This window comes from Pseudomonas sp. BN606 (genome assembly GCF_029873115.1).
Lineage (GTDB): Bacteria > Pseudomonadota > Gammaproteobacteria > Pseudomonadales > Pseudomonadaceae > Metapseudomonas.
Genome location: NZ_SSOF01000061.1, coordinates 58675 through 84611, shown reverse-complemented (window position 1 = coordinate 84611; position 25937 = coordinate 58675). Strand labels below are relative to the sequence as shown.

24 protein-coding genes and 1 pseudogene are annotated in these 25937 nt (G+C 64.0%); 12 read left to right on the top strand and 13 right to left on the bottom strand.

All coding sequences use genetic code 11. The features are described from left to right. Positions 1 to 102 precede the first annotated feature (102 nt). Positions 103 to 1356, bottom strand: a complete 1254-nt coding sequence (locus E8E75_RS10865) for a flavohemoglobin expression-modulating QEGLA motif protein (protein ID WP_153920357.1) — start codon at positions 1354 to 1356, stop codon at positions 103 to 105. 191 nt (positions 1357 to 1547) lie between these two features. Here E8E75_RS10865 and E8E75_RS10860 point away from each other — a divergent pair, with 191 nt between their 5' ends. After that, positions 1548 to 2180, top strand: a complete 633-nt coding sequence (locus tag E8E75_RS10860) for a DUF2780 domain-containing protein (protein ID WP_120653438.1) — start codon at positions 1548 to 1550, stop codon at positions 2178 to 2180. Between the two features lie 28 nt (positions 2181 to 2208). Here E8E75_RS10860 and E8E75_RS10855 read toward each other — a convergent pair whose 3' ends face one another. Next, complete coding sequence (locus E8E75_RS10855) at positions 2209 to 3102, bottom strand: acyltransferase (protein WP_120653437.1); 894 nt, start codon at positions 3100 to 3102, stop codon at positions 2209 to 2211. 153 nt (positions 3103 to 3255) lie between these two features. On the opposite strand from E8E75_RS10855, the gene E8E75_RS10850 reads away from it, so the two are divergent. From E8E75_RS10850 to E8E75_RS10820, 7 genes are all read left to right on the top strand, one after another. Next, complete coding sequence (locus E8E75_RS10850; RefSeq protein WP_120653436.1) at positions 3256 to 4494, top strand: HD-GYP domain-containing protein; 1239 nt, start codon at positions 3256 to 3258, stop codon at positions 4492 to 4494. Between the two features lie 63 nt (positions 4495 to 4557). Then, positions 4558 to 5070: an ATP-dependent zinc protease gene (locus E8E75_RS10845; RefSeq protein WP_120653435.1), complete on the top strand. Its 513-nt coding sequence runs from the start codon at positions 4558 to 4560 to the stop codon at positions 5068 to 5070. A 59-nt stretch (positions 5071 to 5129) separates the two neighbouring features. Next, the gene (creB, locus tag E8E75_RS10840) at positions 5130 to 5816 is read left to right on the top strand and encodes a two-component system response regulator CreB (RefSeq protein ID WP_120653434.1); all 687 of its coding nucleotides are present in this window, start codon (positions 5130 to 5132) and stop codon (positions 5814 to 5816) included. Continuing rightward, a complete protein-coding gene (gene creC / locus E8E75_RS10835; RefSeq protein WP_120653433.1) occupies positions 5816 to 7246 on the top strand; it encodes a two-component system sensor histidine kinase CreC in 1431 nt (476 codons plus the stop codon). The genes creB and creC overlap by 1 nt, the downstream gene beginning before the upstream one ends. Positions 7247 to 7432: 186 nt before the next feature. Then, positions 7433 to 7867 carry a CBS domain-containing protein gene (locus tag E8E75_RS10830; RefSeq protein ID WP_120653432.1) on the top strand — a complete coding sequence of 145 codons (435 nt, stop codon included), beginning with the start codon at positions 7433 to 7435 and terminating at the stop codon, positions 7865 to 7867. A gap of 290 nt (positions 7868 to 8157) precedes the next feature. Further along, a complete protein-coding gene (gene creD, locus E8E75_RS10825; protein ID WP_120653431.1) occupies positions 8158 to 9507 on the top strand; it encodes a cell envelope integrity protein CreD in 1350 nt (449 codons plus the stop codon). Between the two features lie 12 nt (positions 9508 to 9519). After that, on the top strand, positions 9520 to 9837 hold the full coding sequence (locus E8E75_RS10820; protein WP_120653430.1) for a hypothetical protein: 318 nt from the start codon (positions 9520 to 9522) through the stop codon (positions 9835 to 9837). A gap of 98 nt (positions 9838 to 9935) precedes the next feature. On the opposite strand, the gene E8E75_RS10815 is transcribed toward E8E75_RS10820, so the two are convergent. The 4 genes from E8E75_RS10815 to E8E75_RS10800 form a co-directional block, all read right to left on the bottom strand. Further along, entirely contained in the window at positions 9936 to 10559 is a 624-nt protein-coding gene (locus E8E75_RS10815; RefSeq protein WP_120653429.1) for a glutathione S-transferase family protein, read from the bottom strand. Between the two features lie 195 nt (positions 10560 to 10754). Beyond that, on the bottom strand, positions 10755 to 11705 hold the full coding sequence (locus tag E8E75_RS10810; RefSeq protein ID WP_153920363.1) for a lyase: 951 nt from the start codon (positions 11703 to 11705) through the stop codon (positions 10755 to 10757). Between the two features lie 84 nt (positions 11706 to 11789). Then, complete coding sequence (locus E8E75_RS10805) at positions 11790 to 12494, bottom strand: 3'-5' exonuclease (RefSeq protein WP_120653427.1); 705 nt, start codon at positions 12492 to 12494, stop codon at positions 11790 to 11792. After that, positions 12491 to 14425: a putative nucleotidyltransferase substrate binding domain-containing protein gene (locus E8E75_RS10800; protein ID WP_153920365.1), complete on the bottom strand. Its 1935-nt coding sequence runs from the start codon at positions 14423 to 14425 to the stop codon at positions 12491 to 12493. Before E8E75_RS10800 ends, E8E75_RS10805 begins: the two co-directional genes overlap by 4 nt. A gap of 249 nt (positions 14426 to 14674) precedes the next feature. On the opposite strand from E8E75_RS10800, the pseudogene E8E75_RS10795 reads away from it, so the two are divergent. After that, positions 14675 to 15106: pseudogene (locus E8E75_RS10795) on the top strand (response regulator); the annotation flags it as partial. Positions 15107 to 15249: 143 nt separating this feature from the next. On the opposite strand, the gene E8E75_RS10790 reads toward E8E75_RS10795, so the two are convergent. Both E8E75_RS10790 and E8E75_RS10785 read right to left on the bottom strand, forming a co-directional pair. Further along, on the bottom strand, positions 15250 to 16770 hold the full coding sequence (locus E8E75_RS10790; RefSeq protein WP_153920369.1) for an NCS1 family nucleobase:cation symporter-1: 1521 nt from the start codon (positions 16768 to 16770) through the stop codon (positions 15250 to 15252). Between the two features lie 340 nt (positions 16771 to 17110). Further along, positions 17111 to 19288 carry a malate synthase G gene (locus tag E8E75_RS10785; protein ID WP_153920371.1) on the bottom strand — a complete coding sequence of 726 codons (2178 nt, stop codon included), beginning with the start codon at positions 19286 to 19288 and terminating at the stop codon, positions 17111 to 17113. Positions 19289 to 19595: 307 nt separating this feature from the next. Here E8E75_RS10785 and E8E75_RS10780 point away from each other — a divergent pair, with 307 nt between their 5' ends. Together E8E75_RS10780 and E8E75_RS10775 are read left to right on the top strand one after the other, a co-directional pair. Further along, positions 19596 to 20042 (top strand): GNAT family N-acetyltransferase, encoded by a 447-nt coding sequence (locus E8E75_RS10780; RefSeq protein ID WP_153920374.1) that lies wholly within the window; start codon positions 19596 to 19598, stop codon positions 20040 to 20042. 37 nt (positions 20043 to 20079) lie between these two features. After that, positions 20080 to 20598, top strand: coding sequence for a glycine cleavage system protein R (locus E8E75_RS10775; protein ID WP_120653421.1), 519 nt, complete (start codon positions 20080 to 20082; stop codon positions 20596 to 20598). 46 nt (positions 20599 to 20644) lie between these two features. Here E8E75_RS10775 and rarD read toward each other — a convergent pair whose 3' ends face one another. The 5 genes from rarD to E8E75_RS10750 all read right to left on the bottom strand — a co-directional run bounded on the left by rarD (position 20645) and on the right by E8E75_RS10750 (position 24638). Then, complete coding sequence (rarD, locus tag E8E75_RS10770; RefSeq protein ID WP_120653420.1) at positions 20645 to 21532, bottom strand: EamA family transporter RarD; 888 nt, start codon at positions 21530 to 21532, stop codon at positions 20645 to 20647. Between the two features lie 189 nt (positions 21533 to 21721). Continuing rightward, on the bottom strand, positions 21722 to 22696 hold the full coding sequence (locus tag E8E75_RS10765) for a serine/threonine protein kinase (RefSeq protein ID WP_153920376.1): 975 nt from the start codon (positions 22694 to 22696) through the stop codon (positions 21722 to 21724). 66 nt (positions 22697 to 22762) lie between these two features. Continuing rightward, positions 22763 to 23527 (bottom strand): TOBE domain-containing protein, encoded by a 765-nt coding sequence (locus E8E75_RS10760; protein ID WP_120653418.1) that lies wholly within the window; start codon positions 23525 to 23527, stop codon positions 22763 to 22765. Positions 23528 to 23593: 66 nt separating this feature from the next. Then, the gene (locus E8E75_RS10755) at positions 23594 to 24322 is read right to left on the bottom strand and encodes a ComF family protein (RefSeq protein WP_153920378.1); all 729 of its coding nucleotides are present in this window, start codon (positions 24320 to 24322) and stop codon (positions 23594 to 23596) included. A 22-nt stretch (positions 24323 to 24344) separates the two neighbouring features. Further along, positions 24345 to 24638, bottom strand: coding sequence for a hypothetical protein (locus E8E75_RS10750; RefSeq protein ID WP_028631148.1), 294 nt, complete (start codon positions 24636 to 24638; stop codon positions 24345 to 24347). A gap of 227 nt (positions 24639 to 24865) precedes the next feature. On the opposite strand from E8E75_RS10750, the gene bioB reads away from it, so the two are divergent. Next, the gene (bioB, locus tag E8E75_RS10745; protein WP_120653416.1) at positions 24866 to 25924 is read left to right on the top strand and encodes a biotin synthase BioB; all 1059 of its coding nucleotides are present in this window, start codon (positions 24866 to 24868) and stop codon (positions 25922 to 25924) included. Positions 25925 to 25937: the final 13 nt, after the last annotated feature.

Here is a 25937-nt window from a genome sequence, read left to right as displayed (position 1 = left end):
CCCCCGACGCCGTGATGTGACAGCCGCGGCGTCTGTCCCTCAAGGGGCCCTTCGGGGCCCCTTTTTTTGTATCCGGCGAAAAGTAGTAAACCTGCAAGGGCATCATTCTTCTTCCAGTTCGACAAAGCGCTCGAGACTCACCATATCCAGCTTGATCCGCCCGACGAAGGCGGAGAACGCCAGGGTAGCGGCCAGGCGACGCAGGTCGGCGGCCCAGGGCGGAACGTAGCGTGGCTGCTCCAGCCAGCCGGATTCGAACAGCGGCGACAGGCGCACCACGTCGCCTGCGCTCATCCGCCCGGCGAACAGCTGGCGCAGCAATTCCGGGCGGTTGTCGCGCACCGCCACGCGCAACAGGGTGTGCACGCCAAGCATGCCGATCACGTAGCACGCGTCCTTCGTGAAAGCACTGCCACCGCGGACATCGGCGCCTCGGAACACGCGCTGGGTTGAGCGGAACGACTCTTCTTCGGTCTGCCCTGCGTCCAGGAAGCCCTTGAACACCTCAATGAAGTCGGCACCGTCGAGTGCCTGCTGTACCGCCACCACTCGCAGGGCGATACGGCGCAGCCGCTGGATGTCGATGCTGCCGGTGATCAGCTCGGCGAGCATGGCGATGCCCTCCTGGGTCAGCGTGGTGCGCGGTGCGCCAAGGGCCAGGCTGGTCAGGCGCTTCTGCGCCCGACCGTTCAGTGCGGTACCGGCATGGACGAATGCCTCGTGCTGCAGCAGCTGGGCCTTGTCCAGCTCGGAAAAACGCGCGGAAGCCCGCAGGCGGATGCGGGTGGCGCCGGCGATGGCTTTTGAGGCGAGGTCCGGGTCCACCACGACGCGAACCTTGTCGGGGCCGAAGAAAGCGTCCACTTCGGTGCGCATCCAGGTGGCGAAGTCCTCGGCGGGGATGCAAGCGTCGGTCGCGGGGATGCAGCGACTGTCCAGAAGGGCGTCGGTGGTGTCGAGGAAGAACCGCGCCGCGTCCAGGGGCGTCATTTTCTGCCGTTCGTAGTAGTGATCGGGACGCTGGTAGAGACGCGCGGAGTAGTCGCTGAAGGCTGGCGTGCCGATGGCGCCCAGCATGTGTCCGGCGCAGGCGTAACTGCGTGCGGTGGCGGCGAGGAAGGCGCCGGCCGGGTGGCCCTTGTCGCATTGGCCGGCAAGGGTTTCCAGGGCTTCGATCTCGGCGCTGTGATCCCGGGGGGTCAGTGCCACTTCGGGGAGTCTCGGGCGCCCGGCGCGCCAGTCGTCGAGAAAGCGTTCTTCGATGCCATCGGGCCAGGCAATGGCTTCCAGTACGCGAATCTTGCGTGCCAGGCCGGGGAGGGCGCCATCGAGTTCGGCGATGCGGTTTTCGCTCATGGCGGCAGACCGGGGAGGGTGTTCTTCAAGGCTAGTTCACGGCTGCCGTGTGCAGGGATGTCCGGGGGCGACGCCAGGCAACCGACAGAATGTCGGGAACGCAGACCCCGGTGCCGCAGTCATAAGGCCGAGTCTCCGCTCACAGTCCGGTACGTAGTGTTCCGGCGCGGACTTTTCCTTGAGGTCGACCTATGCACATTTCCCGAAGCCTGACACTGGCGACCATGCTGACCCTGGCGGCCAGCCCGGTATTCGCCGTTACCCTGGGCGATGTCGTCGCCGCCGCTGCCGCGAGCGGGCATCAGGAGACGGCGCCGGGTGTTGCGCCAGCGGAGTCGGCGGCGTTGCTGGAGCAGTTGGGTGGCCAGTTGCAGGTCAGCCCGGAGCAGGCTCTGGGTGGACTGACCGCGTTGTTCGGCCTGGCGCGCAACAATCTGCCGGCCGACCAGTTTGCCCAGCTCGACCAGGCGGTGCCGGGTGTAGGTGTGCTCACTGATCCTAATACCCAGGGGTTGCTCAGCAGCATCGGCGGCTTGCTCGGCCAGCAGTCGGGCAACGTCCTGGGCAGTCAGCCCGGCGTGCTCGCCGGTCAGCAGATGCACAGCATGACTGACGTGAGCCAGGCGTTCGGTTCGCTGGGGATGGATAGCGGCCTGATCGGCCGGTTCGCTCCGCTGATCCTGTCCTTCCTCGGCCAGCAGGGCCTGGCCGAATCGCTGCTGCAGAACCTTGGCAGCCTCTGGCAATGGACCGTACCGCAGGTGCCGTCCAGCCCGGCCAATCCGGCTGGCCAGGCCGTTCCGGTGAATGGCCTGTCGACCTGAAGCAACTCGCGGGCGGGCGTTTCGGCGCCTAGCCCCGCACCTGCGCACGCAGCTGGCCGATGCGCGCGTCCTTTTCCTGCCATAGCAGGCTCACCCAGTTCTGCACGTACTGGCGGAATTCCCCATCGTTCTCGTAATCGCCCTGCCACAGGGCGGGGTCCAGCGGACGGGTCTGGATATCCACGATGACCTGTGGCACCCGGCCGGACAGCAACGCCCAGAAACCCGGCACGCCGTTACCGGGGTAAATCAGGGTGACGTCGAGAATGGCATCCAGTTGCTCGCCCAGCGCGGCCAGGACGAAGGCGACGCCGCCGGCCTTGGGTTTGAGCAGGTACTGGTAGGGCGAACCCTGGTTGGCGTGTTTCACGGGAGTGAATCGGGTGCCTTCGAGGTAGTTCACCACTGTTACCGGCATGCGCTTGAACTTCTCGCAGGCGGCTTTGGTGATTTCCAGGTCCTTGCCCTTCATCTCCGGGTGTTTGTCCAGGAAGGCCTTGCTGTAGCGCTTCATGAAGGGGTAGTCGAGGGCCCAGAAGGCCAGCCCGAGGAAGGGCACCCAGATCAGCTCCTTCTTCAGGAAGAACTTGAAGTAGGGCGCCTTGCGGTTGAAGGCCTGGACCAGCGCGGGAATGTCCACCCAGGACTGGTGGTTGCTGATGACCAGGTAGGACGTGTCGTTGCGCAGCCCCTCGCCGCCACGGATATCCCAGTGGGTCGGGGTGAACACGGCGAACACACGCTTGCAGTTCTCTGCCCAGGCTTCGGCGATCCACATCACGCCGCGTGAGCAGGCGTCGCGCAGTGCCTGGCCGGGCAGGACCAGCTTGAGCAGGGCGACGGCCAGCATCGGGCCGATCAGGATCAGGGTGTTGAGCAACAGCAGCAGGGTGGTGGCGATTCCGGTCAGCAACGGCCGCATGGGTCCTCGACTCCTCGTCCTCTGGTGTGCGCGCCATCATAACCAGTCGCTGCCGATGCGACGAGCGGTCAGCCCTGGCTACAGGTGCCTGTGTCCGGCTGGCCGAGCTGGATTATGCTGTCGCCCTGATATCGCCTGCCATGCGAACCCGACGTGCTGAAACGAATAGCCGTGGCCGATTTGCGAATCGGCATGTACATCCAGGAGTTGTGCGGCTCATGGATGGACCATCCCTTCTGGAAGACCAGTTTCCTCCTGGCCAGCGGCAAGGACCTGCAACGCATTGTCGACAGCACTGTGGGCGAAGTCTGGATCGACACTGCCAGGGGATTGGATGTCGACGCAGGGGAAAGCGCCGAAGAGGTCGAAGCGCAGGCCGAAGGCCAGTTGCAGTCGGCGGAGGCGCAGGCTCCAGTCCACACCGCCGAGCCGGTCAGCCTGGAAGAGGAAGTAGGCCGTGCCTTGCGCCTGTGCGCCCGCTCCAAGCAGGCGGTGGTGGCAATGTTCAACGACGCCAGACTGGGCCACGCCGTGGAAGTGGAGCAGGCCGCCGTCCTTGTGGAGCAGATCACCGAGTCGGTGATCCGCCACCCCAATGCGCTGATCAGCCTGGCGCGACTGAAGACCAGCGACGAATACACCTACATGCACTCGGTGGCCGTTTGCGCGCTGATGGTGGCGCTGGCGCGTCAGTTGGGGATGGCTGACGACCAGGTGCGCGAAGCGGGCCTGGCCGGCCTGCTGCACGACATAGGCAAGATGGCGGTGCCGTTGGAGCTGCTGAACAAGCCGGACAAACTCACGGATGGCGAATTCATCGAGGTGCGCAAGCATCCCACGGCCGGCGCGCGCATCCTGCTCGATAGCCGTCAGGTCAGTGCCGCGGTACTGGACGTCTGCCTGCATCACCACGAGAAGTTCGACGGGACCGGCTATCCGCATCGCCTCGCTGGCGAGAAGATCAGCCTGCTGGCGCGCATGGCGGCGATCTGCGATGTGTACGACGCCATCACCTCCGATCGCCCCTACAAGCAGGGCTGGAGCCCCGCCGAAGCGCTGCGCAAGATGGCCGAGTGGACCAAGGGCCACTTCGATCCCCATGTGTTCCAGGCCTTCGTCAAATCCGTTGGAATCTACCCCACCGGCTCGCTGGTGCGGCTGGAAAGCGGCCGCCTCGGCGTGGTGCTGGAGCAGCATCCGCAGTCGCTGTTGACCCCACGGGTGAAGGTGTTCTTCTCGGCCCGATCCAAGGTGCCCATTCCCCAGGAAGTGGTCGACCTGTCCAGGGGCGATCGCATCGAAAGCCGCGAGTCGCCAGAGGACTGGGGTTTCAAGAAACTCGATGAGCTCTGGAGCGGAGTGACAAACGGACGCGGCTCTCTATTCGATTGAATCCGAACCATTGGCCCTCCGGCCAGTCCCAGAACCGTACCCCCTCAACCAGGAGAGACTGCGTTGAAACCCCTGATTGCCCTGCTTGCACTGGTGGCCCTGCCTGCTGTCGCCGCCGAGGAACCCACCCTTTACGGCCGCTACGAGTACGTGCGCCTGCCGGAGATCGGCCAGACCATGAAGGCGAAGATGGATACCGGTGCCCTTACCGCGTCTCTTTCAGCCAAGGACATCGAACGCTTCAAGCGCGATGGCGAAGAATGGGTGCGCTTCCGCCTCGCCACCAAGGGTGCCGATGACACGGTGTTCGAGCATCGCCTGTCACGCATGAGCAAGATCAAGAACCGCGCCGACGAACTGGGCGAGGAGGACGAAGCGCCCTCGGCGGAGATTTCCAAGCGTCCGGTGGTGGACATGGAGATGTGCCTGGGCGGCGTGAAGCGTACGGTGGAGGTCAACCTCACCGACCGTTCCAGCTTCAACTACCCGCTGCTGATCGGCGCCAAGGCCCTGCGCGAGTTCAAGGCCGCCGTCTACGCCGGACGCAAGTTCACCGCCGGCAAGCCGCAGTGCTGATTGACGGGGAGAGTGCCCTGCGGCACTTTCCCCTGTCACCTCCATGAGCCGGGACGCCCATGCCGCACATCCTCATCGTCGAAGATGAATCGTCCATCGCCGACACACTGGTCTATGCCCTTGAGGCCGACGGTAATGCCACGACCTGGCTCAACCTCGGCGGACCGGCGCTGGAACTGCTGCGCCAGCAAGCGGTGGACCTGGTCATCCTCGACGTGGGCCTGCCGGATACCAGCGGCTTCGAACTGTGCAAGGCGTTGCGGCGTTTCTCCGAGGTGCCGGTGCTGTTTCTCACCGCGCGCAACGCCGAAATTGACCGGGTGGTTGGCCTGGAGATCGGCGCTGACGATTACGTGGTGAAGCCTTTCAGTCCTCGCGAAGTCGCGGCCCGCGTGCGTGCGATCCTCAAGCGCACGGCCCCTCGCGACACGACAGCGGCGCCCAGCGCCGGCGGGCCATTCCTGGTGGACGGAGAGCGGGTGCGCATCCACTACCACGGCCAGCTGCTCGGACTGACCCGTCATGAATTCCGTCTGCTCCAGGCCCTGCTGGCGCAACCCGAAAGGGTCTTCAGCCGCGAACAGTTGCTGGATGCCCTGGGCGTGGCCGCCGACGCCGGCTACGAACGCAACATCGACAGCCACATCAAGAGCCTGCGCGCCAAGCTGCGCCAGGTAGCGCCAACCGCCGAGCCCATCCAGACCCATCGCGGCCTGGGCTACAGCTACTCGCCGGATCACGCCTGATGCCTTTGGGCATTCGTATCTTCCTGGCCTACTTCCTCTTCGTCGGGCTGGCCGGCTGGTTCGTGCTCAGTACGGTGATGGACGAAATCCGCCCGGGCGTGCGGCAGACCACCGAGGAAACCCTGGTGGACACCGCCAACCTGCTGGCAGAAATCCTGCGTGACGAGGTGCGCGCCGGCACCCTCGACCAGGGCCGCCTGCCCGAGCTGCTGCGCGCATACGGCCAGCGTCAGCCAGGGGCGGACATCTGGGGCGTTCGCAAGACGCAGGTGAACCACCGTATCTACGTCACTGACAACCGAGGCGTGGTGCTACTGGACTCCAGTGGCGTAGCGGTGGGCCAGGACTATTCGCGCTGGAACGATGTCTACCTGACCCTGCGCGGCCAATATGGCGCGCGCTCCAGCCGGGAAGACCCGAACGACCCGGATTCGTCGGTCATGTACGTAGCCGCGCCGATCCGCGATGGCGAGCGGATCATCGGCGTCGTGTCGGTCGCCAAGCCCAACGCTTCGCTGCAGCCGTACATCGAGCGCTCGCAGAGACGCCTGGCCTGGCTCGGTGCCGGATTGATCGGCCTCGGCCTGTTGGTGGGCGGGTTGCTCTCCTGGTGGCTGAGCCGCTCGCTGTGGCGCCTGCGCAACTACGCCCAGGCGGTGAGTGAAGGGCAGCGCGCGGAACTGCCGGCCATGAGCGGCGGGGAGCTGCGCCAACTGGCGACCGCGGTGGAGCGCATGCGTACCCAGTTGGAAGGCAAGGCCTATGTCGAGCGCTACGTGCATACCTTGACCCATGAGCTGAAGAGCCCGTTGGCGGCCATTCGCGGCGCCGCCGAACTATTGGAAGGCGAGATGCCGGCCGAACAGCGGCAGCGCTTCGTGGCCAACATCGGCAACGAGGGGGCGCGCCTGCAACAACTGGTCGAACGGCTGCTCAACCTGGCCCAGGTAGAGCAGCGCCAGGGGCTGGAGGAGCAGGTGCCGGTGCCGCTTCGCGAACTGGCTGATGAGTTGCTGCAAGCCCAGGCGGCGCGGATCGAAACAGCGGGCTTGCAGGTTGAGAACCGGATCGCACCAGGATTGTGCGCGATCGGCGAGCGATTCCTACTTAGCCAGGCCTTGGCGAACCTGCTGGACAACGCCCTGGACTTTACCCCCTCCGGTGGCCTACTGCGGCTGGAAACCGCGCAGCAGGGCGATTGGCTCGAGCTGCGCGTGTTCAACCAGGGAGAACCCATCCCCGAGTTCGCGCTGCCGCGCCTCACCGAGCGCTTCTATTCGCTGCCGCGCCCTGCAACGGGGCGCAAGAGCACCGGCCTCGGCCTCAATTTCGTGCAGGAAGTGGCCGGGCTCCATGGCGGAGAACTGCGTGTACTGAATGTCGAGGGTGGCGTCGAAGCCTGCCTGCGACTACCTGCCGTCGTGGATTGATATGCGGCCGCCGCCCGGTGACGTCGGCCGTATCCACCATCGACTATAAATTGACCAGGACAACGCCCTGACTTTCGGCGGGTGTCGCCACCCTGTAACCAGGTTTTGGCTTGATTCTTGATTCGGTCGTTTTGCAAAGCGTCGACCTTTGACTACAAGAACCTCAGGCCCTTCAGGAGCTGCTGGATGAAAACCGTCGCCGAGATTCTCAGAGCCAAATCCCATACCCAACTCTTCAGCGTCGACCCGACGACCACCGTACTGGAAGCCGCCCTGCTGATGGCCGAGAAGGACATTGGCGCGCTGGTAGTGATTCAGGGCGGTGAACTGGTGGGCATCGTCACCGAGCGCGACTTCGTCCGCCGTGTGGCCGCGCTGGAACGTTCGGCCTATGCCACCACCATCGAAGAAGTGATGACCTCCAATCTCTTCGTGGTGACCCCGCGTGACAGCAACCAGTACTGCATGCAGCTGATGACCGAAAAGAACCTGCGTCACCTGCCTGTACTGCACGACGGCAAGCTGGTGGGCCTGCTCTCCATCCGCGACCTGGTTCGCGACATCACCGCCGAACAGGAAAGCCTGATCCAGCATCTGGAGCAGTACATTCGCGGGGCATAACCCAACCGCAGGTTGGCCTCACTTGTAGGGTGCGCTGTGCGCACCTCTGCTTATGGGGCGGACTTCCGTTGCGCACGGCGTACCCTGCGATCGGGCCTGGTGAGCAAATCGGACGCAGGTTATGAAAAGGGTCAGCTGCGCTGCCCTTGGCCAATGAGTTCGCCCCCACAGAAGAAGCACACCGCAACAAGCTTCTGCCTCCCAATCCCCACACACTCTCCACACATTCCCCATAAGCCCACCTCAGGCGCTCAGCAGACTCTCCCCATCCCGACACAAGGAGAGTCGCCATGACCCGAACCCTCGGATTCAAGCTGGGCACCATCGCCCTGTTGATGCTGTTGTTGATGATCCCGCTGATGCTGATCGACGGTCTGATCGGAGAACGCCAGGCTGCGCGTGATGGCGTACTGGCGAACATCGCCCAGAGTTCCAGCTACAGCCAGCGGATCACCGGGCCGATCCTCGTGGTGCCCTACAAGCGCACGGTGCGCGAGTGGAAGACCTACGAGCAGACCGGCCAGCGCCATCTGGAGGAACGCGAGGTGAGCAGCCGGCTGTACTTCCTCCCGGAGCGCTTCAACCTGGCCGGAAGCGTCGACACCGAGCTGCGTGCGCGGGGCATCTACAAGGCGCGGCTGTACAAGAGTGACAGCCAGATCAGCGGGCAGATTCTGGTTCCGGCCAACTATGGCATCGGCGACGACCTCGGGGACTACCGCTTCGAACAGCCGTTCCTGGCAGTGGGTATCAGTGATATCCGCGGCATCGGCAATGCCCTGAAGCTGCGTTTGAACGGCCAGTCCCTGGACTTCCAGCCCGGCAGCGGCGATCGCCTGCTGAACGGGGGCGTCCATGTGCCGTTGGCGTCGCTGCAGGCGGGCGTCGTGCAGAGCCTCGACTTTGCCTTCGACCTCAAGCTGCAGGGCACGTCCAGCCTGAGCGTCACGCCGGTGGGCCGCGATTCGCGAGTGGAATTGAGCTCGTCCTGGCCGCACCCGAGCTTCATCGGCGAGTTCCTGCCGAGCGAGCGCAACATCGATGCCAACGGCTTCAGCGCTACCTGGCAGACCAGCTTCTTCGCCACGAACCTGCAGGAAGCGCTGGCGCAGTGCACCGATGGTGAGCAGTGCGATGCCTTCTACTCGCGGGACTTCGGCGTGAGTTTCGTTGACCCGGTGGATCAGTACCTGAAGACCGACCGCGCCATCAAATACGCCTTGTTGTTCGTCGCCCTGACCTTCGCCGGCTTCTTCCTGATGGAAGTGCTCAAGCGTCTGGCGGTGCACCCGGTGCAGTACGGGCTGGTGGGGCTGGCCCTGGCATTCTTCTACCTGTTGCTGCTGTCGTTGTCCGAGCACCTGGAGTTCGTCATTGCCTATGCCATCTCGGCGTCAGCCTGTGTGGCGCTGGTGGGGTTTTATGTCAGCCACGTGCTGCACAGTTGGCAGCGCGGTGGTGGTTTCACCCTGGGGTTGGCGGCGCTCTACGGAATGCTCTACGGCCTGCTCAGTGCAGAGGACTATGCCCTGCTGATGGGCTCCCTGCTGGTGTTCGGTCTGCTCGCCTGCGTGATGGTGCTGACCCGCAAGCTCGACTGGTACGGTGTTGGCCGGGCCCAGCCAGCCAACGGCAACTGAGGAGGAGCGACCATGCGTGCACTGGTGCAATTCGGCGGTTGTTTCCTGCTAGGCCTGGTGATTTCGGTGCTGCTGCTCGGCAGTCTGATGTTCGCCGGCGCCTTCGGTTTCATCGATCTCTGGCTGTTCACGGGAAAACCACTGGCGGGGCTGGCCCTGTGGCTGCTTCCGGGTGGTTTCTGGCAGGGCCTGACCGGCGTGGTGGACGCCGCGAACAACCCGGCCCTGCGGTCCTTCCTGGAACTTTGCGCGGCCTTGGGCCAGGGTGCGCTGGTGCTGGCGGCAGGCTTCTTCCGCCTCTGGTACCGGCGATCGGGGGGTGTGGAATGAGGCTGCTGGGGCTACGGGAGGATCAGGAGTGCGCGGCGAAGCTGGCAGCGGAGCTGGACAGGTTGTTCAGCGCCTGTCTGCCCCGCGCACAGCGAAACTCAGTGGGCAGGCGCCGTGGCCAGCAGCGAAGGGCGCTGGCTGACGGTTGAATACCAGGCGGCCAGTTTCGGGCAGTCGCGGCGCCAGTTGAGATCGGGCATGCGGAAGTCCAGGTAGCCCAGGGCGCAGGCGGCGCTGATGGCAGCCACGTCGAAGCGCTCGTCCAGTTCGTCGGCGGCCTTCTCGAAGGTTTCCAGGGCGCGATCGATCTTGCCGCACTGGCCCAGCACCCAGTCGTCCCAGCGCCTGTCTTCCGGGCGCAGGAAGGTTTCGTAACGCACGAGGATGGCGGCATCCAGCACCGCGTCGGCAAGAGAGGCCAGGGTCAGGCGCCGCCAGCGCTCTCCACCGTCACGGGGGATCAGGGGTTGACCGCTGTGCTGGTGGTCGAAGTAGTCGAGGATCACGCGGCTGTCATGCAGCACGCTGCCGTCGGGTAATTGCAGGGCGGGAATCTTGCCGGCGGGGTTGTGCTCGTTCACCTCGACGCTGGGGTTCACCGGCGTGAGGGTCACGCCGTGCAGTTTGACCCTATCCAGCTGATCGGTTTCGTGGAGCAGCACCATGACCTTGCGGACATAGGGGGACGTAGGGGAGAAGAACAAGGTCAGGCTGGCGCTCATGCGGATTCCTCGGCGTCTGCAGCGGTGCAATGGCGCAGTTATACCGCATTGGAATGCTGTCGGGCATGTGGGACCCCTGTCGCAGGAGCGGCATCACGTTTGTTGGCGCGATTCGATCGCGAAGCGACCCGAAGGGCCGCCTTGCGTTGGCTAGTGGATCACCGTGCCGCCTCCTCGAAAATTTCCTCCCACAGTTCAGTATCGGATCATCACCAGGCGATCCTGGGCGGACTCGGCTCCCCAGACTTCGCCGGTGCGCCCGGACAGGTGGGTCACGCGGGCTGCGGGTCGGTCGCTGGGAAAACTGGCGAAGTGACGACTGAACGGGTTGAAGCGAAGGATGGCGTTGGCACGATAGTCGCTCAGCCAGACCCGTTCCTGCTCATCGACGTAGAGTGCGTGGGCATCGGCGTTGCGGCCGGGTATGTCCCAGCTACTCCAGGTTTCTCCCAACGGATCGAAGCGGCTCAGGCGCCCGCTGCCGGCCTCGCCGACCCAGAGGGTGCCGCGCGAGTCGCTCCAGATCAGGCGAGGTCCGGCACTTTCGTCTGGTACATCCACCAGCGTGGCGCTACCGGAGTCGGGGTCGATCCGGCCGATGTGCCGGGCGGCTTCATTGGCGTACCAGACCTCGCCATTGGGTGTCACGGTGATGCCATTGGGGCCGGGGCCACCCGGTGCCGGCCAGGTTTCCATGCTGTTGTTGGCCGGCTTGAAACGACCGTAGAAGCCCCGTTGTCCGGTGAACCAGAGGTCACCGTTGCGATCCATCGCCAGGCCTTCGAGGCCGATGCCGGTCGTGTTGCCCTTTAGCGGGAAGGTGCGCACGGAGAGGTCTACGGGGTCGACCCGGACCAGTGCGTCCAGGCCGGGGTCGGTGATCCAGGCGGCGCCGTCGTGGTCCACCACCAGGGCGCGGGGAGAGGCACCTACGCCCAGGGTAATCAACTGGGTTTCTCCGGTCAGGGGGTCGAGCAGTCCGACTGAGCTCACGCGCTGGGCAGTGAACCAGACACGTCCATCAGTGGCTGGCGCTACGTCACGCGGGCTGGTTCCAGCCGGCACCGGGAAGTAGGTGACATCCGCCGCCGTGACCGTCCCGCAGAGCAGGGCGGCGGACAGGGCGAGGGCGAGTGGACGGATCATGGGAAGACCTCCGCTTCCTGGGTGGTCTTCAATCGACGCCCAAGGGGCGGAGCGGGTTCGAAGAAATCTACCGGATGGTACGTCTCAGAGTGCGGGGACGTGCTGCCGGCGTTGCCAGCGAGCGAGGGCGGAGGCCAGGGCTGCCGGGGTTTCAAGGCCTTGGCGGCGAGCGCGGCTGAAGAGGATCAGGGCGATCTCGGCGGTCACCAGGGCATCGGCGCTGGCGTTGTGGCGTTGCTGCACTTGCAGGCCGAAGTACTCCACCCACTGGTCCAGGCCGCCGTTGCGGATTCCCGACTCGGGGCAGAGCATGGGCGCCAGTTCGGCAATGTCGAGAAAGCAGTGGCGCAGCCGGTGGTCGAGGTCCTGCTTGAGGGCGCGGCTCAACATGCGCTGATCGAAGGTGGCGTGGAACGCCAGCAGTGGACTGTCACCGAGGAACTCCATGAATCCCAGCAGAGCCTCGGCTGGCTCCACACCGGCTGCCAGTTCGCTCGGCGCGATGCCATGGATCAGCACGCTGGCGTTCAGCTTGCCGGTTTCGCGTTGCAGGGTGCACTCGAACTGATTGCCCAGGTCGATGGCGCCGTCGTCGATGCTCACCGCACCTATGGACAGCACCAGATCCCGGCTCATGTTCAGGCCGCTGGTTTCCAGGTCGAGGACCACGAAGCGCTGCTGGCGCAGGGGACGTGCGTCCAGTGCCTGCGGGTCAGGCAGGCGGTCGCGACGGGCTGCCATGTCCGGGGCCAGTGGCGTGCGGCGGGAGAACCAGGGGAAACCATTCATAGCTGATAGCGTAGCGCCAGGCTGGACTGCAGGCGCTGGGCCTGCCGGAACGACTCGCGCAGGATGCGCCGATCCAGGTGATTGAGGGTATCCGGGTCGAGCCGGTTGGAGTACGGCAACCCTTGCCGCGCCTGGTGCTGGTGCTGCTGCATGCGGGTCTGTTGGATGAAGTGGTAGGCCTCTTCATAGGCAGCACCGTCCTGGGCGTCCACTACCTCACGCTCCACCAGCTGACGCAGGCGCTCCAGGGTGCCGCAGGCGCTGATGCCGTGGGCCAGCGCCAGCAGCCGGGCTCCGTCGACGAAGGGAGTCAGTCCCTGCACCTTGAGGTCGAGGGTGTCTTTTTCGGCGCCCTTGCGAGCGACCACGAAATCTCGGAATCGACCCACTGGCGGGCGCTGGCGCAGGGCGTTGTCGGCCAGCATGCGCTGGAACAGGCTGTTGTCGGCCACCAGTACCAGCAGTTCCCGCTGCAATGCCGCGCAACCCTCGGTGGGGCCCCACACCGCGCGCAGGTCGAAGTAGATGGAGGAGCCCAGCAGGTTTTCCGGCGTTGCGTCGCGGACGAAGCTGGCGAAGCGCCGACTCCATTCGCTGCGGGACAGGCAGAGCTGGGGGTTGCCGGCCATGATCCCGCCCTTGCAGAGCTCGAATCCGCATTGTGCGAGGGATTGGTTGATGCGCTCGGCAAGCGGCAACAGGCGGCCGCGAATGGCGGCGGCCTCCACCGCATCGGCAGCTTCGAAGAGGATTCCGTTGTCCTGGTCGGTATGCAGGGTCTGTTCGCAGCGGCCTTCGCTGCCGAAACAGAGCCAGGTGAAGGGGATGCCCGGGTCGCCCATTTCTTCGAGGGCCAGCTCGATGACGCGGCACACGGTGTGGTCGTTGAGCAGGGTGATGATGCGGGTGATCTGCGTCGAACTGGCGCCGTGGGCGAGCATGCTGTCCACCAGGCGCTGGATTTCTCCCCGCAGGGCAGCCAGGGTCTCGACCCGGCCTGCGTGGCGGATGGTGCGCGCCAGGTGCACCAGGTCGACCCGTTGCAGGGAGAACAGGTCCCGCTCGGAAACCACACCCAGCAGGCGCTCGTCGCTGACCACGCAGACATGGGCAATATGCCGCTCGGTCATGGCGAGGGCTGCGTCGAAGGCACTGGCTTCAGGTGGCAGGTGGAAGGGTGCCTGGGTCATGACTTCGGCGATGGGTTGGGCCAGGTCGGCGCTGGCGTCGGCGATCACCCGGCGCAGGTCGCGCAAAGTGAAGATGCCCAGCGGTCGCTGCCTGGCGTCGACGATCACGATGCTGCCCACCTGCTGCTCGTGCATCAGTCGTACCGCGTCGCGCAGCGGCAGTTCTGGCAGGCAGGCGATGGGGTGACGCACCGCCAGCTCACCCAGGCGGGAATCCAGAGAGTACTGGGCACCAAGGGTTTCCGCTGCACGCAGCTGGACCTGCTGGTTGACCTGATCGAGCAGGCTGCTGACACCGCGCAGTGCGAAGTCGCGGAAGGGGTTGGAAAGGGCGAACAGCTTTATGAAGGCGGCCTTGCCCAGCAGCAGGCAGAAGGTGTCTTCGCCGGCCAGGTGCTCCGTTCGGGTGGCGCGCTCGCCGAGCAGGGCTGCCAGTGGGAAGCATTCGCCGCTGGCGATCTCGAAAGTGGTCTCGGTACCGCGTCGCGCCGAATGCGGGCGTTCGCCCACAACACGCCCTTGCTTGACGATATAGAAGTGCTCCACCGGCCCATCCTGGGGCTTGAGGATGGATTCACCCGCCGCATAGAAACGCAGCAGGCAATGCTCGACGAGAAAGGCGAGGTGGGCGCTTTCCATCTGATTGAAGGGCGGGTACTTCTGCAGGAACTCCATGGTGCCATGGACGTTCTGCAGCACCGCTTGTTTGCCGGCCTGGGCGAAGGCGTCTGCCTTGGTCATCTTGTTGCCCGTCGTTCTTGTTAGGAGAGTCATGCTGCGCGTGGCGGCAGGGGACACAAATTGGACGTAAGTCTAAGGGTGTGCAGGCAGATCGTCGGAAATCCCGATAGGCCGCTACCGTTCGGCGGATGCTGCATTCTGCACGGGAACTTGCTTGCATTTTGCGTATCCGACCAGCGTGCCCCGTGCTAAAGCTAGTAGTGAGGGGAGTTGGGCCTGCTATGGAAGGCCCCTTCGAGGAACGACCCCATGAGTTACGGTGACCTGCTGAGCGAAGCCGAGCTGCAAGCGCTTGATGAAATCATGCGCGTACCCAGCGCGCCGCCCAGTGTTCTGCTGGTGGATGACGACGAGTCCGGGCGCGATGCCCTGGCCGATACGCTGGTTGCCCAGGGGATTCCGTGCATCACCGCCGAAAGTGGCGAAGAGGCTCTGGCGCTGCTGGTCACCCGTCCCTCCATCGGCCTGATGATCACCGAACTGCACATGCAATGCGGCAGCGGCCTCGAGCTGGTGCGCCAGGTGCGCCAGTCGGCTCGGGCGACCCTCCCGGTCATTATCATTTCCGGCGACGCCGACGTGCAGGACGCCATCGAGGCGATGCACATGAAGGTGGTCGATTTCATGCTCAAACCGGTGGACATGAGCCGTCTCACCAACCTGGTACGCAATGAGCTGGGTACCCCGCCCGAACCCAAGGCTCCGCCACCCGAGGTGCGCCCCAGGCCGGCGAAAGCGAAAGCCAAAGCGAAAGTCATCGCGCTGAAAAGCGCCTGAAAAAAACCGCCAGGGACAGGCGGTTTTTTTATGTCTGTCACCGCGCCTCAGTGGTGAGCGCTATCCACTGCAATCTCTTCACCGGATACATCCGGGTGCTCTGCGTGGCGCTCGGCGATGGCGTAGTGGATCAGTGCGCCAAGGCCGGCACCGAAGAACCAGGAGAACTGCGACAGGGACTCGAACGCGGGTAGCAGTGCCAGCACGATGGCGATCAGCGCCGATGGGATGAACGCCGCTACCGCCCGAAGGTTGACGCCGCGACGATAGTGGTAAGCGGCGTCGCGACTTTCACTGTAGAGCTCTGGCAGATTCACCCGACCGCGGCGCACAAGGTAGTAGTCGGTGACGATGATCCCGTACATCGGGCCGAGCAGGGCGCCGAGGCCGCCGAGGAAATACAGGATCACCGCCGGGCTGTTGTACAGGTGCCAGGGCAGGATGAGCACTGCGATGGTGGCGCTGAGCAGGCCGGCGCGCCGGAAGTTCAGTAATTTCGGCGCCAGGTTGGTGAGCACGTAGGCCGGGGCGACGAAGTTGGCCATGATGTTTACCGCCACGGTGACGATCAGGAAGGCCAGGCAGGCCAGCACCAGGCCTGCGGTGTTGGGGATGCTGGCGACGATCTCGGTCGGGCTCTGCACCAACTTGCCGTCGATGCTGAACTGCGCACCGGCAAGCACCACTGCAATAAACGCAAAGCCCAGCATGTTCACCGGCAACCCCCAGAAGTTACCCACGCTGATGGTGCGGCGGTCCGGGCAGTTACGAGTGAAATCGCAGAAATTCAGAATCATGGTGCCGTAGAGCGACACCCAGAGTGCGGCTGCGCCCAGCACTTTCAACCACATCGTCGAGCCACTGTAGCCTTCACCGGTGGACCAGGTGATGGAAAAGCCGCTGCGCTGGTACATCCAGAAGGCCAGGGCGGAGAAGGTCACCAGGATCACCGGCCCGGCGAAGGATTCGTAACGGCGCACCATCTCCATGCCATAGGCGAAGATCACCAGCTGCACGGACCAGATGCCGAGGAAGGTGATCCAGCCGAGTGTCGACAGGCCGAGAATCGAATCCTGGTCGAGCTCGCGCAGTCCCGGCGCCACAGCGGCCAGCAGTACGCGCAGTACAACCGAGGCAAGGTAGGTCTGGATGCCGAACCAGGCGATGGCGATGACTGCGCGGATGAGCGCCGGAACCTGTGCGCCGTGGATACCGAAGCTGATCCGGCACATCACGGGGTAGGGGAGGCCGGTTTTCTGGCCCATATAGCCGGAAAGGTTCATCAGTCCATAGATCACCAACGCGCCAAGGGCGAAGGCCGCAAGGATCTGCGCGCCACTCATGCCCAAGGCAAAGAGGCCGATGGCGAAGGAATAGTTGGCGATGTTGTGCACATCGTTGGTCCACAACGCGAACAGGCTGTAGCGCCCCCAAGTGCGATTTGCCGCGCGGGTTGGCGCCAGGTCGGCGCTATACAGGCGCGGGCTCAGGGCGACCGCACCTGGAGCCACTGAATCGGCGGATGGGGCATCGAGCGGGGTAGCAGCGGAGAGTGGGGTGGGCGCCATGGGGCCTCCGTGAACTTGTGTGCACTGTTTTTGTGTTTTTTGTATGCAAGCCAGTTTCGTGCCACCCGGTGGGGGCGATGATTCTGGGGGTGATGCCGCGCCTGATGTGCACCACTTGAGGTCATCCCCAGCCCAGTTATGGCGCGTACTTCATCCGTTCATCGGAGATTTGTCTTTGTATTTCATTGACTTGCGAGTCAGATTTGCGTGCGATGGACTGAGGTTGAAAGTGGGGATTTTGTACACAAGTTTTGTATGCAAGCGTTACGTCGATGCCCGCGCTACTTTTTCGCGGGCAAGAAAAAACCGCCCCGAAGGGCGGTTTTTTCATGAGCGGACCTTAGATCCCGTTCTTAGCCTTGAACTCACGGCGACGACGGTGCAGGACCGGCTCGGTGTAGCCGTTGGGCTGCTTGGTGCCTTCCACTACCAGTTCCAGCGCGGCCTGGAAGGCCACGTTGTCGGCAAAGTTCGGCGCCATCGGGCGGTACAGCGGGTCGTTGGCGTTCTGGCGGTCGACCACTGCGGCCATGCGCTCCAGGCTCTCGACGATCTGGGCCTGGCTGACGATGCCGTGGCGCAGCCAGTTGGCTAGCAGCTGGCTGGAGATACGCAGGGTGGCGCGGTCTTCCATCAGGCCGACATCGTTGATGTCCGGCACCTTGGAGCAGCCGACGCCCTGGTCGATCCAGCGCACTACATAACCGAGGATGCCCTGGGCGTTGTTGTCCAGTTCGTTCTGGATCTCTTCGGCGCTCCAGTTGGTGTTCGGTGCCAGCGGGATGGTCAGGATGTCATCCACCGAGGCGGCGGCGCGCTTGGCCAGTTCGGCCTGACGGGCGAACACGTCGACCTTGTGGTAGTGCAGCGCGTGCAAGGTGGCGGCGGTCGGCGAAGGTACCCAGGCGGTATTCGCGCCGGCCAGCGGGTGGCCGATCTTCTGCTCGAGCATGGCGGCCATCAGGTCCGGCATGGCCCACATGCCTTTGCCGATCTGCGCCTTGCCTTGCAGGCCGGTGGCGAGGCCGACGTCGACGTTGTTGTTCTCGTAGGAACCGATCCACTTTTCGGCTTTCATGGCGCCCTTGCGCACCATGGCGCCGGCTTCCATGGAGGTGTGGATTTCGTCACCGGTACGGTCGAGGAAGCCGGTGTTGATGAACACCACGCGCTCGGCGGCGGCCTGGATACAGGCCTTCAGGTTGACGGTGGTGCGGCGCTCTTCGTCCATGATGCCGACCTTCAGGGTGTTGCGCGGCAGGCCCAGCACGTCTTCCACGCGGCCGAAGATTTCGGTGGCGAAGGCCACTTCTTCCGGACCGTGCATCTTCGGCTTCACGATGTACATCGAGCCGGTGCGGGTGTTCTTGCGGCTGGTGTTGCCCTTCAGGTTGTGCAGTGCGATCAGGCCGGTGAACAGACCGTCCTGGATGCCTTCCGGTACTTCGTTGCCAGCGGCGTCGAGGATGGCCGGGTTGGTCATCAGGTGACCGACGTTACGCACGAACAGCAGGGAGCGGCCGTGCAGGGTCAGCTCGGTGCCGTCGGCCTTGGTGTAGACGCGGTCCGGGTTCATGGTGCGGGTGAAGGTCTGGCCACCCTTGCTGACGGATTCAGCCAGGTCGCCCTTCATGAGGCCGAGCCAGTTGCGGTAGACCACGACCTTGTCGTCGGCATCGACGGCGGCGACGGAGTCTTCGCAGTCCATGATGGTGGTCAGCGCGGATTCCATCAGCACGTCTTTCACGCCAGCGGCGTCGGTCTGGCCGATGGGGCTGGTCGGATCGATCTGGATTTCGAAGTGCAGGCCGTTGTTCTTCAGCAGCACAGCGGCGGGCTTGGCAGCGTCGCCCTGAAGTGCGATGAACTGGGCGGCATTCTTCAGGCCGACTTCGTTGCCGTTCTTCAGGGTCACGGCCAGTTGGCCGTTCTTCACTGCATAAGCGGTGGCATCGACGTGGGAGGCGCCTTCCAGCGGCGCGGCCTCGTCGAGGAAGGCGCGGGCGAAGGCGATCACCTTGTCACCGCGAACCTTGTTGTAGCCCTTGCCCTTCTCGGCGCCACCTTCTTCGCTGATGGCGTCGGTGCCATAGAGGGCGTCGTAGAGCGAACCCCAACGCGCGTTGGCGGCGTTCAGGGCGAAGCGAGCGTTCATCACCGGTACGACCAGCTGCGGGCCGGCCATGGTGGCGATCTCTTCGTCGACGTTCTGGGTAGTGGCCTGGAAGTCTGCCGGTTCCGGCAGCAGGTAGCCGATCTCCTGGAGGAACGCTTTATAGGCCACTGCGTCGTGGGCCTGGCCGGCACGCGCCTGGTGCCAGGCGTCGATCTTGGCCTGCAGTTCATCGCGTTTGGCGAGGAGGGCTTTGTTCTTCGGAGCCAGGTCGTTGATGACGGCTTCCACACCGGCCCAGAACTTCTCGGCGGCAATGCCGGTTCCGGGGATGGCTTCGTTGTTCACGAAGTCAAACAGGACTCTGGCGACCTGAAGGCCACCGACTTGAACGCGCTCAGTCATTGCTTGCCTCACTCTGCTCAATATCCGCTCGGACCGGGGGTTTCCCTTCTTGTAGTCCGAAGCGCGGCATACTACATGAAGCCGTTGTGAAAATCAGTGGGGTCGCGTCGCTATGCGACTAAAAGCTGGTTTATGGTCACAACGGCGGGCAGAATGTTCGCAAAAAACTGGCGCTTTGTTCCAGTTAAATCTGAAAAATGTACACGATTTATTTTTCATTTGAACTGCGACAGGCCGTCGCACGGGATTCCGCGCGGGTTTTTCGGCGCTTTCCTATACTCCAGCGAATTCGTCCAGGAGCCTTTCCATGCCTGTGTATGCCGCCACATTCAGCGATCTTGATGACCTATCCAGCCTTTTTGCCGGCTATCTCGAGTTCTACCAGGTGCCCAGGCCTCAGACGGATATCCGTGCGTTCCTCGAGCAGCGGCTGGATCGCGGTGACTCGACGCTGTTCATCGCCCGTGGTGACGATGGCGTTGCCCTCGGCTTCACCCAGCTCTATCCCTTTCTCTCGTCGCTGGCGCTGGCACCAGCCTGGTTGTTGAGCGATCTTTATGTAGTGCCCGCCGCCCGGCGCCAGGGCGTCGGGGAAGACCTGATGAACGCTGCCCGCGCCCATGCCGAACACACGGGCGCCTGCGGCATCCAGTTGGAAACCGCGAAGACCAACCTTGCCGGCCAGGCGCTTTATGAACGACTCGGCTATGTGCGGGACGAGATTTACTTCACCTACTGGCTGAGCCTGGCCTGACGCCGGGTGCCGGTTCCCTACATATAAGGAGTCGAGCGTGGATCATCTGGTACTTACTGTCATCGCAGCGGACCAGCCCGGGCTGGTGGAACGTGTCGCGCAGTGCATCGCCGCCCATGGTGGCAACTGGTTGGAAAGCCGTATGTCGCGCATGGCCGGGCAGTTCGCCGGGATACTGCGCGTAGCGGTCCCGGCCGAGGGTTACGACGAACTGGTTGAGGGTTTGCAAGGCCTCAGCGCCCACGGCATCCGCGTGATGCTGGCGCAGAGCGGCATCGAGCCCTCCTGCACCTGGAAGCCGATCCTGCTGGATCTGGTGGGCAACGACCGGCCGGGCATCGTCCGTGACATCACCCGCCTGCTGGCGGAACTGGGTGTGAACCTGGAAAGCCTGATCACCGAGGTGATGCCGGCGCCCATGAGCAGCGAACCGTTGTTCCACGCCGAGGCCGTGCTGGCGGTGCCGCTGACTCTGTCCCTGGATGTGTTGCAGGCCAAGCTGGAGACCTTGGCCGATGACCTGATGGTTGAATTGAATCTGCACCAGGAAAAATGAGTGGCGATCGGGTGGAAATCCGAGGTGCGGATTTCCACCTTGGCGATCAGCTGTTGCGCCTCAGGGTCAGCCAGGCGTCAACGCTATAGATGGCCAGGCCTGCCCAGATGAAGCAGAAGGCCAGCAGCTTGCTCGGGTCGAAATGCTCGTCGAACAGGAAGATCGCTTGCAGCATCACCAGGGTCGGCGCCAGGTACTGGAGAAAACCCAGGGTGGTGTAAGGCAGGTGGCGCGCGGCAGCGTTGAAGCACACCAAGGGCACCAGGGTGATGGGGCCCGCCGCGATCAACCAGAGCGCCTCGGGTGTTGACCAGAAGCTCGCCTGGGAGGAGGTCGCGCTCGGAGTCAGCAGCAACCAGCCAACGGCCAGGGGCAGCAGCAGCCAGGTTTCGACGACCAGCCCGGGCAGGGCCGCCACCGGAGCCTGCTTGCGGATCAGTCCGTAGAAACCGAACGTCAGCGCCAGGGTCAGCGACACCCAGGGTAGCGCGCCGACTTGCCAAATCTGTTGCGCGACGCCGATGGCCGCCAGCAGTACGGCGATCCACTGCAGGCGACGCAAGCGCTCGCCGAGAATCAGCATTCCCAGCAGTACGTTGATCAGCGGGTTGATGTAATAGCCCAGGCTGGCTTCCAGCATTCGTCCGTTGTTCACCGCCCATACGTAGACCAGCCAGTTGCCGGCGATCAGCATGCCGCTGGCGGCGAGTACCCCAAAGCGCTTGGGGTTCTCGCGTAGCTCGCGCAACCAGCCCGGGTGCTTCCAGACCAGCAACAAGGCTGCGCCGAACAGGGCCGACCACATCGCGCGGTGAACGATGATCTCCAGCGCCGGAACGCTCTGGATAGCTTTGAAGTAGAGCGGAAAGAGGCCCCAGATGACGTAGGCGGTGAGCCCCAGGATGTACCCGCGACGCGGGTCGGCGGTTGCCATGGAATGTCCTTGCTTAGGCAGCTAACGAGTGGTGCGACATTCTAGTGGGCGACGTCGTGGCTTGTCTGTGTGCTCAGGTTTTTCCGCAAGGCCGTGCAAGCGAAACACGTAAGGCGTTCTTTACGGCAGCTGGCGAGCGCTGCTCCTTGTAGCGGCGAATGAATTTGCCCCTACAAGGAGGTGGCAGGTTCAGAACAGCTTCAGCGGTTCTTCGTCCAACGCCGAAATTTGCTCGCGCAGGGTGAGGATCTGGTCGCCCCAGTAGCGTTCGCTGCCGAACCAGGAGAAGTGCATGGGGAAGGCCGGGTCGTCCCAGCGGCGGGCGATCCAGGCGCTGTGGTGCATCAGGCGCAGGGCGCGCAGGCCTTCGATCAGCGGCAGTTCGCGGCGGTCGAAGTCGTGGAACTCCTGGTAGCCGTCCATCAACTCGGAGAGCTGGCCGAGGCGTTCCTGGCGATCCCCCGCCAGCATCATCCAGAGATCCTGCACCGCCGGCCCCATGCGGCAATCGTCGAGGTCCACCACATGAAAGACCTCGTCACGGCACAGCAGGTTGCCGGGGTGGCAATCACCGTGCATGCGAATCGGTTGGTAGCGCACTTCGGCGAACAACTTGTCGAGGCGCTTAAGCAGATCACGGGCGACCGACTCGTAGGCTGGCAGCAGGCTGCGGGGAATGAAACCGCCTTCCAGCAGGGTCGCCAGGGACTGGTGGCCGAAGTTTTCCACCGCCAGGGTTTCGCGGTGCTCGAAGGGGCGGGTGCTGCCGACGGCGTGCAGGCGACCGAGCAACTGGCCGAGGCGGTAGAGCTGGTCGAGGTTACCCGGCTCCGGTGCGCGGCCGCCGCGACGAGGGAACAGGGCGAAGCGGAAACCGGCGTGCTCGAACAGGCTCTTTCCGTCGCGTTGCAGCGGCACTACTACCGGCACTTCGCATTCGGCCAGTTCGGCGCTGAACCTGTGCTCTTCGAGAATCGCTTCGTCGCTCCAGCGTTGCGGTCGATAGAACTTGGCAATCAGTGGCTCGGCGTCCTCGATGCCCACCTGGTAAACGCGGTTCTCGTAGCTGTTCAGCGCGAGGATGCGCATATCGCTGAGGAAGCCGAGGCTTTCCACAGCGTCCAATACCAAGTCGGGTGTGAGGTCATCGAAGGGGTGGGACATGGGCAGCTCCGGCAGTCAGGCGCCCAGTCTATCCCCAATGGTCGCGCTGCGTACGGTTGACGGGCCTCAGAGCGCGGTGCCGAGCAGCACCTGAGCGGGCGCGAACTGCGCGCGAACGCTGTCGCCGGCCTTGAGGCCGAGTTGCGCCAGACGCTCGGGCTCGACCAGGGCACAGAGCGTTTGGCCGCTGGCCAGGGCGATGCGCACTTCGCTGGGGCTGTCGGCCGCGTCGAGGATTTCCTCGATCCGGCCCTGTAACTGGTTCAGCGCGTCATCTGCCGGTTCTGATATGGCCTGCAGTCGCAGCCATCCCGCCTTGATCAGCGCCACCACGCTGCGGCCTGGCGCCAGTTCCAGCTTTTCGGTGCTGTCGTGGGTGATCTGCGCCAAGAGGCAGGGACCGCCGGCCAGTTCGATGCTCACGAGATCGTTGCGCCCCCTGGATTCGATGCCGAGCACTCGGCCGCTCAGTTGGTTGCGTGCGCTGGTGCGCAGCATCAGACGACCCAGCAGCTCCAGGTCTTGTTCGCTTTCGGCACTTTCCAGCAGGCGCGCCTGCAGGCTTTCCAGGCGCTTGTAGAGGGCCAGCAGGCGTTCACCCTCGGCGGACAGTCGCGCACCGCCACCGCCCTTGCCACCCACGGAGCGTTCCACCAGAGGCTTTTCGGCGAGGTTGTTCAGTTCGTCGATGGCATCCCAGGCCGCCTTGTAGCTCAGGCCTGCGGCTTTGGCGGCGCGGGTGATGGAGCCTTGTACGGCGATCTGCTCCAGCAGCGCCAGGCGCTGCGGGCGACGAGTGAGTTGCTGGGTGAGGGCGCTGGTCAGGCTCATGAACGGACGGTTTCGTCGGGGGATCTGGCGCGCAGGCTGCTCCCGCCTGTTCGCTGCGTCAAGCCTTCAGGGGGCTCCCGGCCGGGGCGTGCGTGCCAGGCAATAGACGTCCACCCGAGTCGCGCCAGCGCGCGTCAACAGGCGAGCGAGGACATGTGCGGTGGTGCCAGTAGTCAGTACGTCGTCCACCAGGGCCAGGTGCAGGCCTTTCACCTCCACCCGCGAGGGCAACGCGAAGGCACGGCGCAGGTTGCGGCGCCGGGCGGCAGCATCCAGGCCCTGCTGGGGCGGGCCGTCCTCGATGCGATGCAGCCAGTCGTCCTGCACGGGAAGGCACAGTTCGTTGCCCAGCCAGCGCGCCAACATCTGTGCCTGGTTGAAGCCACGCTGGCGCAGGCGTGGTGCGCTCAGGGGAACCGGTAGCAGGGCGTCGGGACGGGGCAGCCCTTCATGGAAAGCGTGCTCCAGGTGGCGGACGAGCAATTCCCCCAGCAAGCGGCCCAGGGGCCAGCGGCCCTGGTGCTTGAAACCGGTGATCAGGCTGTCCACCGGGAAGCCGTAGCGCCAAGGCGCCTCGACCCGCGTGAAGGGCGGTGGCCGTTTCAGGCACTCACCGCAGGGCAGGCCCTGGGTGGGCAAGGGCAGGGCGCAGACGATGCAGTGTCCGTTGAGCCAGGGCAGTTCGGCCTCGCAGCCTGCGCAGATAGCCAGGTCGCTGCCCGGCGCGCGACAAAGCTGGCAGGTGGGTGTGTGGCGAAGCCAGGCCGGCCGTAACCGGGCGAGCAAGGAAAGCATGGTCCCCTCCCTGGGACAGGATTCAGGCGATCAGCCAGCTCATCACCAACAGACCGAGAAAGGTCAGGACCAGGCCGCCGATGATGGACTTGCGGATGAAGGCGCGGACACCACTGTAGAGCAGCAGTAGCCCGACGAGCAGCAGGATCAGGCTGAAAAAGGACACGTCCATGCCGATGGCCCGTGCCAGGCCGTTGAGAAAATCGTCTATGGCCTGACCAATACCGCCAAGCACGCCAGAGAGCAGGTCGACTATGAAGCGGATGGCGGTGCCGATGATCCGGCCGAGCCACTCGAAAAATCCTTCCGTACGCATTGCAGTGTGTTGCTCCTTCAGCGGCTGGCTGCCTGGAATTTGAGCCTGACCGGGAAATCTGGTTCAGTGGAATATGTGATTAAAAAACGATCAGATGTTGACCTGTGCCGCAAGACTGGTTGACAGCGTCACAGCTCAACTTATGATGCCCTAAGCCTGAATTCCCGGAGTCCGACTCCGGGTATCCCTGACAAGAGGCGCCCCTGCAAGCGTCGAAGGAAACCTCCATGAGTGCAACCGCATCCATCGCTACCCGCCACGACTGGTCCCTCGCCGAGGTGAAGGCGCTCTTCGAGCAGCCGTTCAACGACCTGCTGTTCCAAGCGCAGACCGTTCACCGCGCGAACTTCGACCCGAATCGGGTACAGGTTTCCACCCTGCTGTCGATCAAGACCGGCGCCTGCCCGGAAGACTGCAAGTATTGCCCTCAGTCCGGCCACTACAACACTGGCCTGGACAAGGAAAAGCTGATGGAAGTGCAGAAGGTCCTCGAGGCCGCTGCCGAGGCCAAGGCCATCGGCTCCACCCGTTTCTGCATGGGCGCCGCCTGGAAACATCCGTCGGCGAAAGACATGCCCTATGTCCTGGAAATGGTCAAAGGCGTGAAGAAGCTCGGCCTGGAAACCTGCATGACCCTGGGGCGACTGAACCAGGAACAGACCCAGGCGCTGGCCGAGGCCGGCCTCGACTATTACAACCACAACCTGGATACCTCGCCGGAGTTCTACGGCAACATCATCACCACCCGCACCTACAGTGAGCGCCTGCAGACCCTGGCCTATGTGCGTGAGGCGGGGATGAAGATCTGCTCCGGTGGCATCCTCGGCATGGGCGAGTCGGTAGACGACCGCGCCGGCCTGCTGATCCAGCTGGCCAACCTGCCCGAGCACCCGGAGTCGGTGCCCATCAACATGCTGGTGAAAGTGAAGGGCACCCCGCTGGCGGAAGAAAAGGACGTCGATCCGTTCGACTTCATCCGCACCCTGGCGGTCGCCCGGATCATGATGCCGAAGTCCCACGTACGCCTGTCCGCCGGTCGCGAACAGATGAACGAGCAGATGCAGGCCCTGGCCTTCATGGCTGGCGCCAACTCGATCTTCTACGGCGAGAAGTTGCTGACCACCAAGAACCCCCAAGCGGACAAGGACATGCAGCTGTTCGCGCGCCTTGGCATCAAGCCGGAAGAGCGCGAGGAACACGCCGACGAGGTGCATCAGGCCGCCATCGAGCAGGCCCTGGTCGAACAGCGCGATTCGCAGATGTTCTACAACGCTGCTTCTGCCTGATTCCGCGTTATCG

Coding starts and splice junctions, on each gene's coding strand:
- E8E75_RS10865 (WP_153920357.1), bottom strand. CDS start 1,356: ATGAGCGAAAACCGCATCGCCGAACTCGATGGCGCCCTCCCCGGCCTG.
- E8E75_RS10860 (WP_120653438.1), top strand. CDS start 1,548: ATGCACATTTCCCGAAGCCTGACACTGGCGACCATGCTGACCCTGGCG.
- E8E75_RS10855 (WP_120653437.1), bottom strand. CDS start 3,102: ATGCGGCCGTTGCTGACCGGAATCGCCACCACCCTGCTGCTGTTGCTC.
- creB (WP_120653434.1), top strand. CDS start 5,130: ATGCCGCACATCCTCATCGTCGAAGATGAATCGTCCATCGCCGACACA.
- creC (WP_120653433.1), top strand. CDS start 5,816: ATGCCTTTGGGCATTCGTATCTTCCTGGCCTACTTCCTCTTCGTCGGG.
- E8E75_RS10830 (WP_120653432.1), top strand. CDS start 7,433: ATGAAAACCGTCGCCGAGATTCTCAGAGCCAAATCCCATACCCAACTC.
- creD (WP_120653431.1), top strand. CDS start 8,158: ATGACCCGAACCCTCGGATTCAAGCTGGGCACCATCGCCCTGTTGATG.
- E8E75_RS10820 (WP_120653430.1), top strand. CDS start 9,520: ATGCGTGCACTGGTGCAATTCGGCGGTTGTTTCCTGCTAGGCCTGGTG.
- E8E75_RS10815 (WP_120653429.1), bottom strand. CDS start 10,559: ATGAGCGCCAGCCTGACCTTGTTCTTCTCCCCTACGTCCCCCTATGTC.
- E8E75_RS10810 (WP_153920363.1), bottom strand. CDS start 11,705: ATGATCCGTCCACTCGCCCTCGCCCTGTCCGCCGCCCTGCTCTGCGGG.
- E8E75_RS10805 (WP_120653427.1), bottom strand. CDS start 12,494: ATGAATGGTTTCCCCTGGTTCTCCCGCCGCACGCCACTGGCCCCGGAC.
- E8E75_RS10800 (WP_153920365.1), bottom strand. CDS start 14,425: ATGACCAAGGCAGACGCCTTCGCCCAGGCCGGCAAACAAGCGGTGCTG.
- E8E75_RS10790 (WP_153920369.1), bottom strand. CDS start 16,770: ATGGCGCCCACCCCACTCTCCGCTGCTACCCCGCTCGATGCCCCATCC.
- E8E75_RS10785 (WP_153920371.1), bottom strand. CDS start 19,288: ATGACTGAGCGCGTTCAAGTCGGTGGCCTTCAGGTCGCCAGAGTCCTG.
- E8E75_RS10780 (WP_153920374.1), top strand. CDS start 19,596: ATGCCTGTGTATGCCGCCACATTCAGCGATCTTGATGACCTATCCAGC.
- rarD (WP_120653420.1), bottom strand. CDS start 21,532: ATGGCAACCGCCGACCCGCGTCGCGGGTACATCCTGGGGCTCACCGCC.
- E8E75_RS10765 (WP_153920376.1), bottom strand. CDS start 22,696: ATGTCCCACCCCTTCGATGACCTCACACCCGACTTGGTATTGGACGCT.
- E8E75_RS10760 (WP_120653418.1), bottom strand. CDS start 23,527: ATGAGCCTGACCAGCGCCCTCACCCAGCAACTCACTCGTCGCCCGCAG.
- E8E75_RS10755 (WP_153920378.1), bottom strand. CDS start 24,322: ATGCTTTCCTTGCTCGCCCGGTTACGGCCGGCCTGGCTTCGCCACACA.
- E8E75_RS10750 (WP_028631148.1), bottom strand. CDS start 24,638: ATGCGTACGGAAGGATTTTTCGAGTGGCTCGGCCGGATCATCGGCACC.
- bioB (WP_120653416.1), top strand. CDS start 24,866: ATGAGTGCAACCGCATCCATCGCTACCCGCCACGACTGGTCCCTCGCC.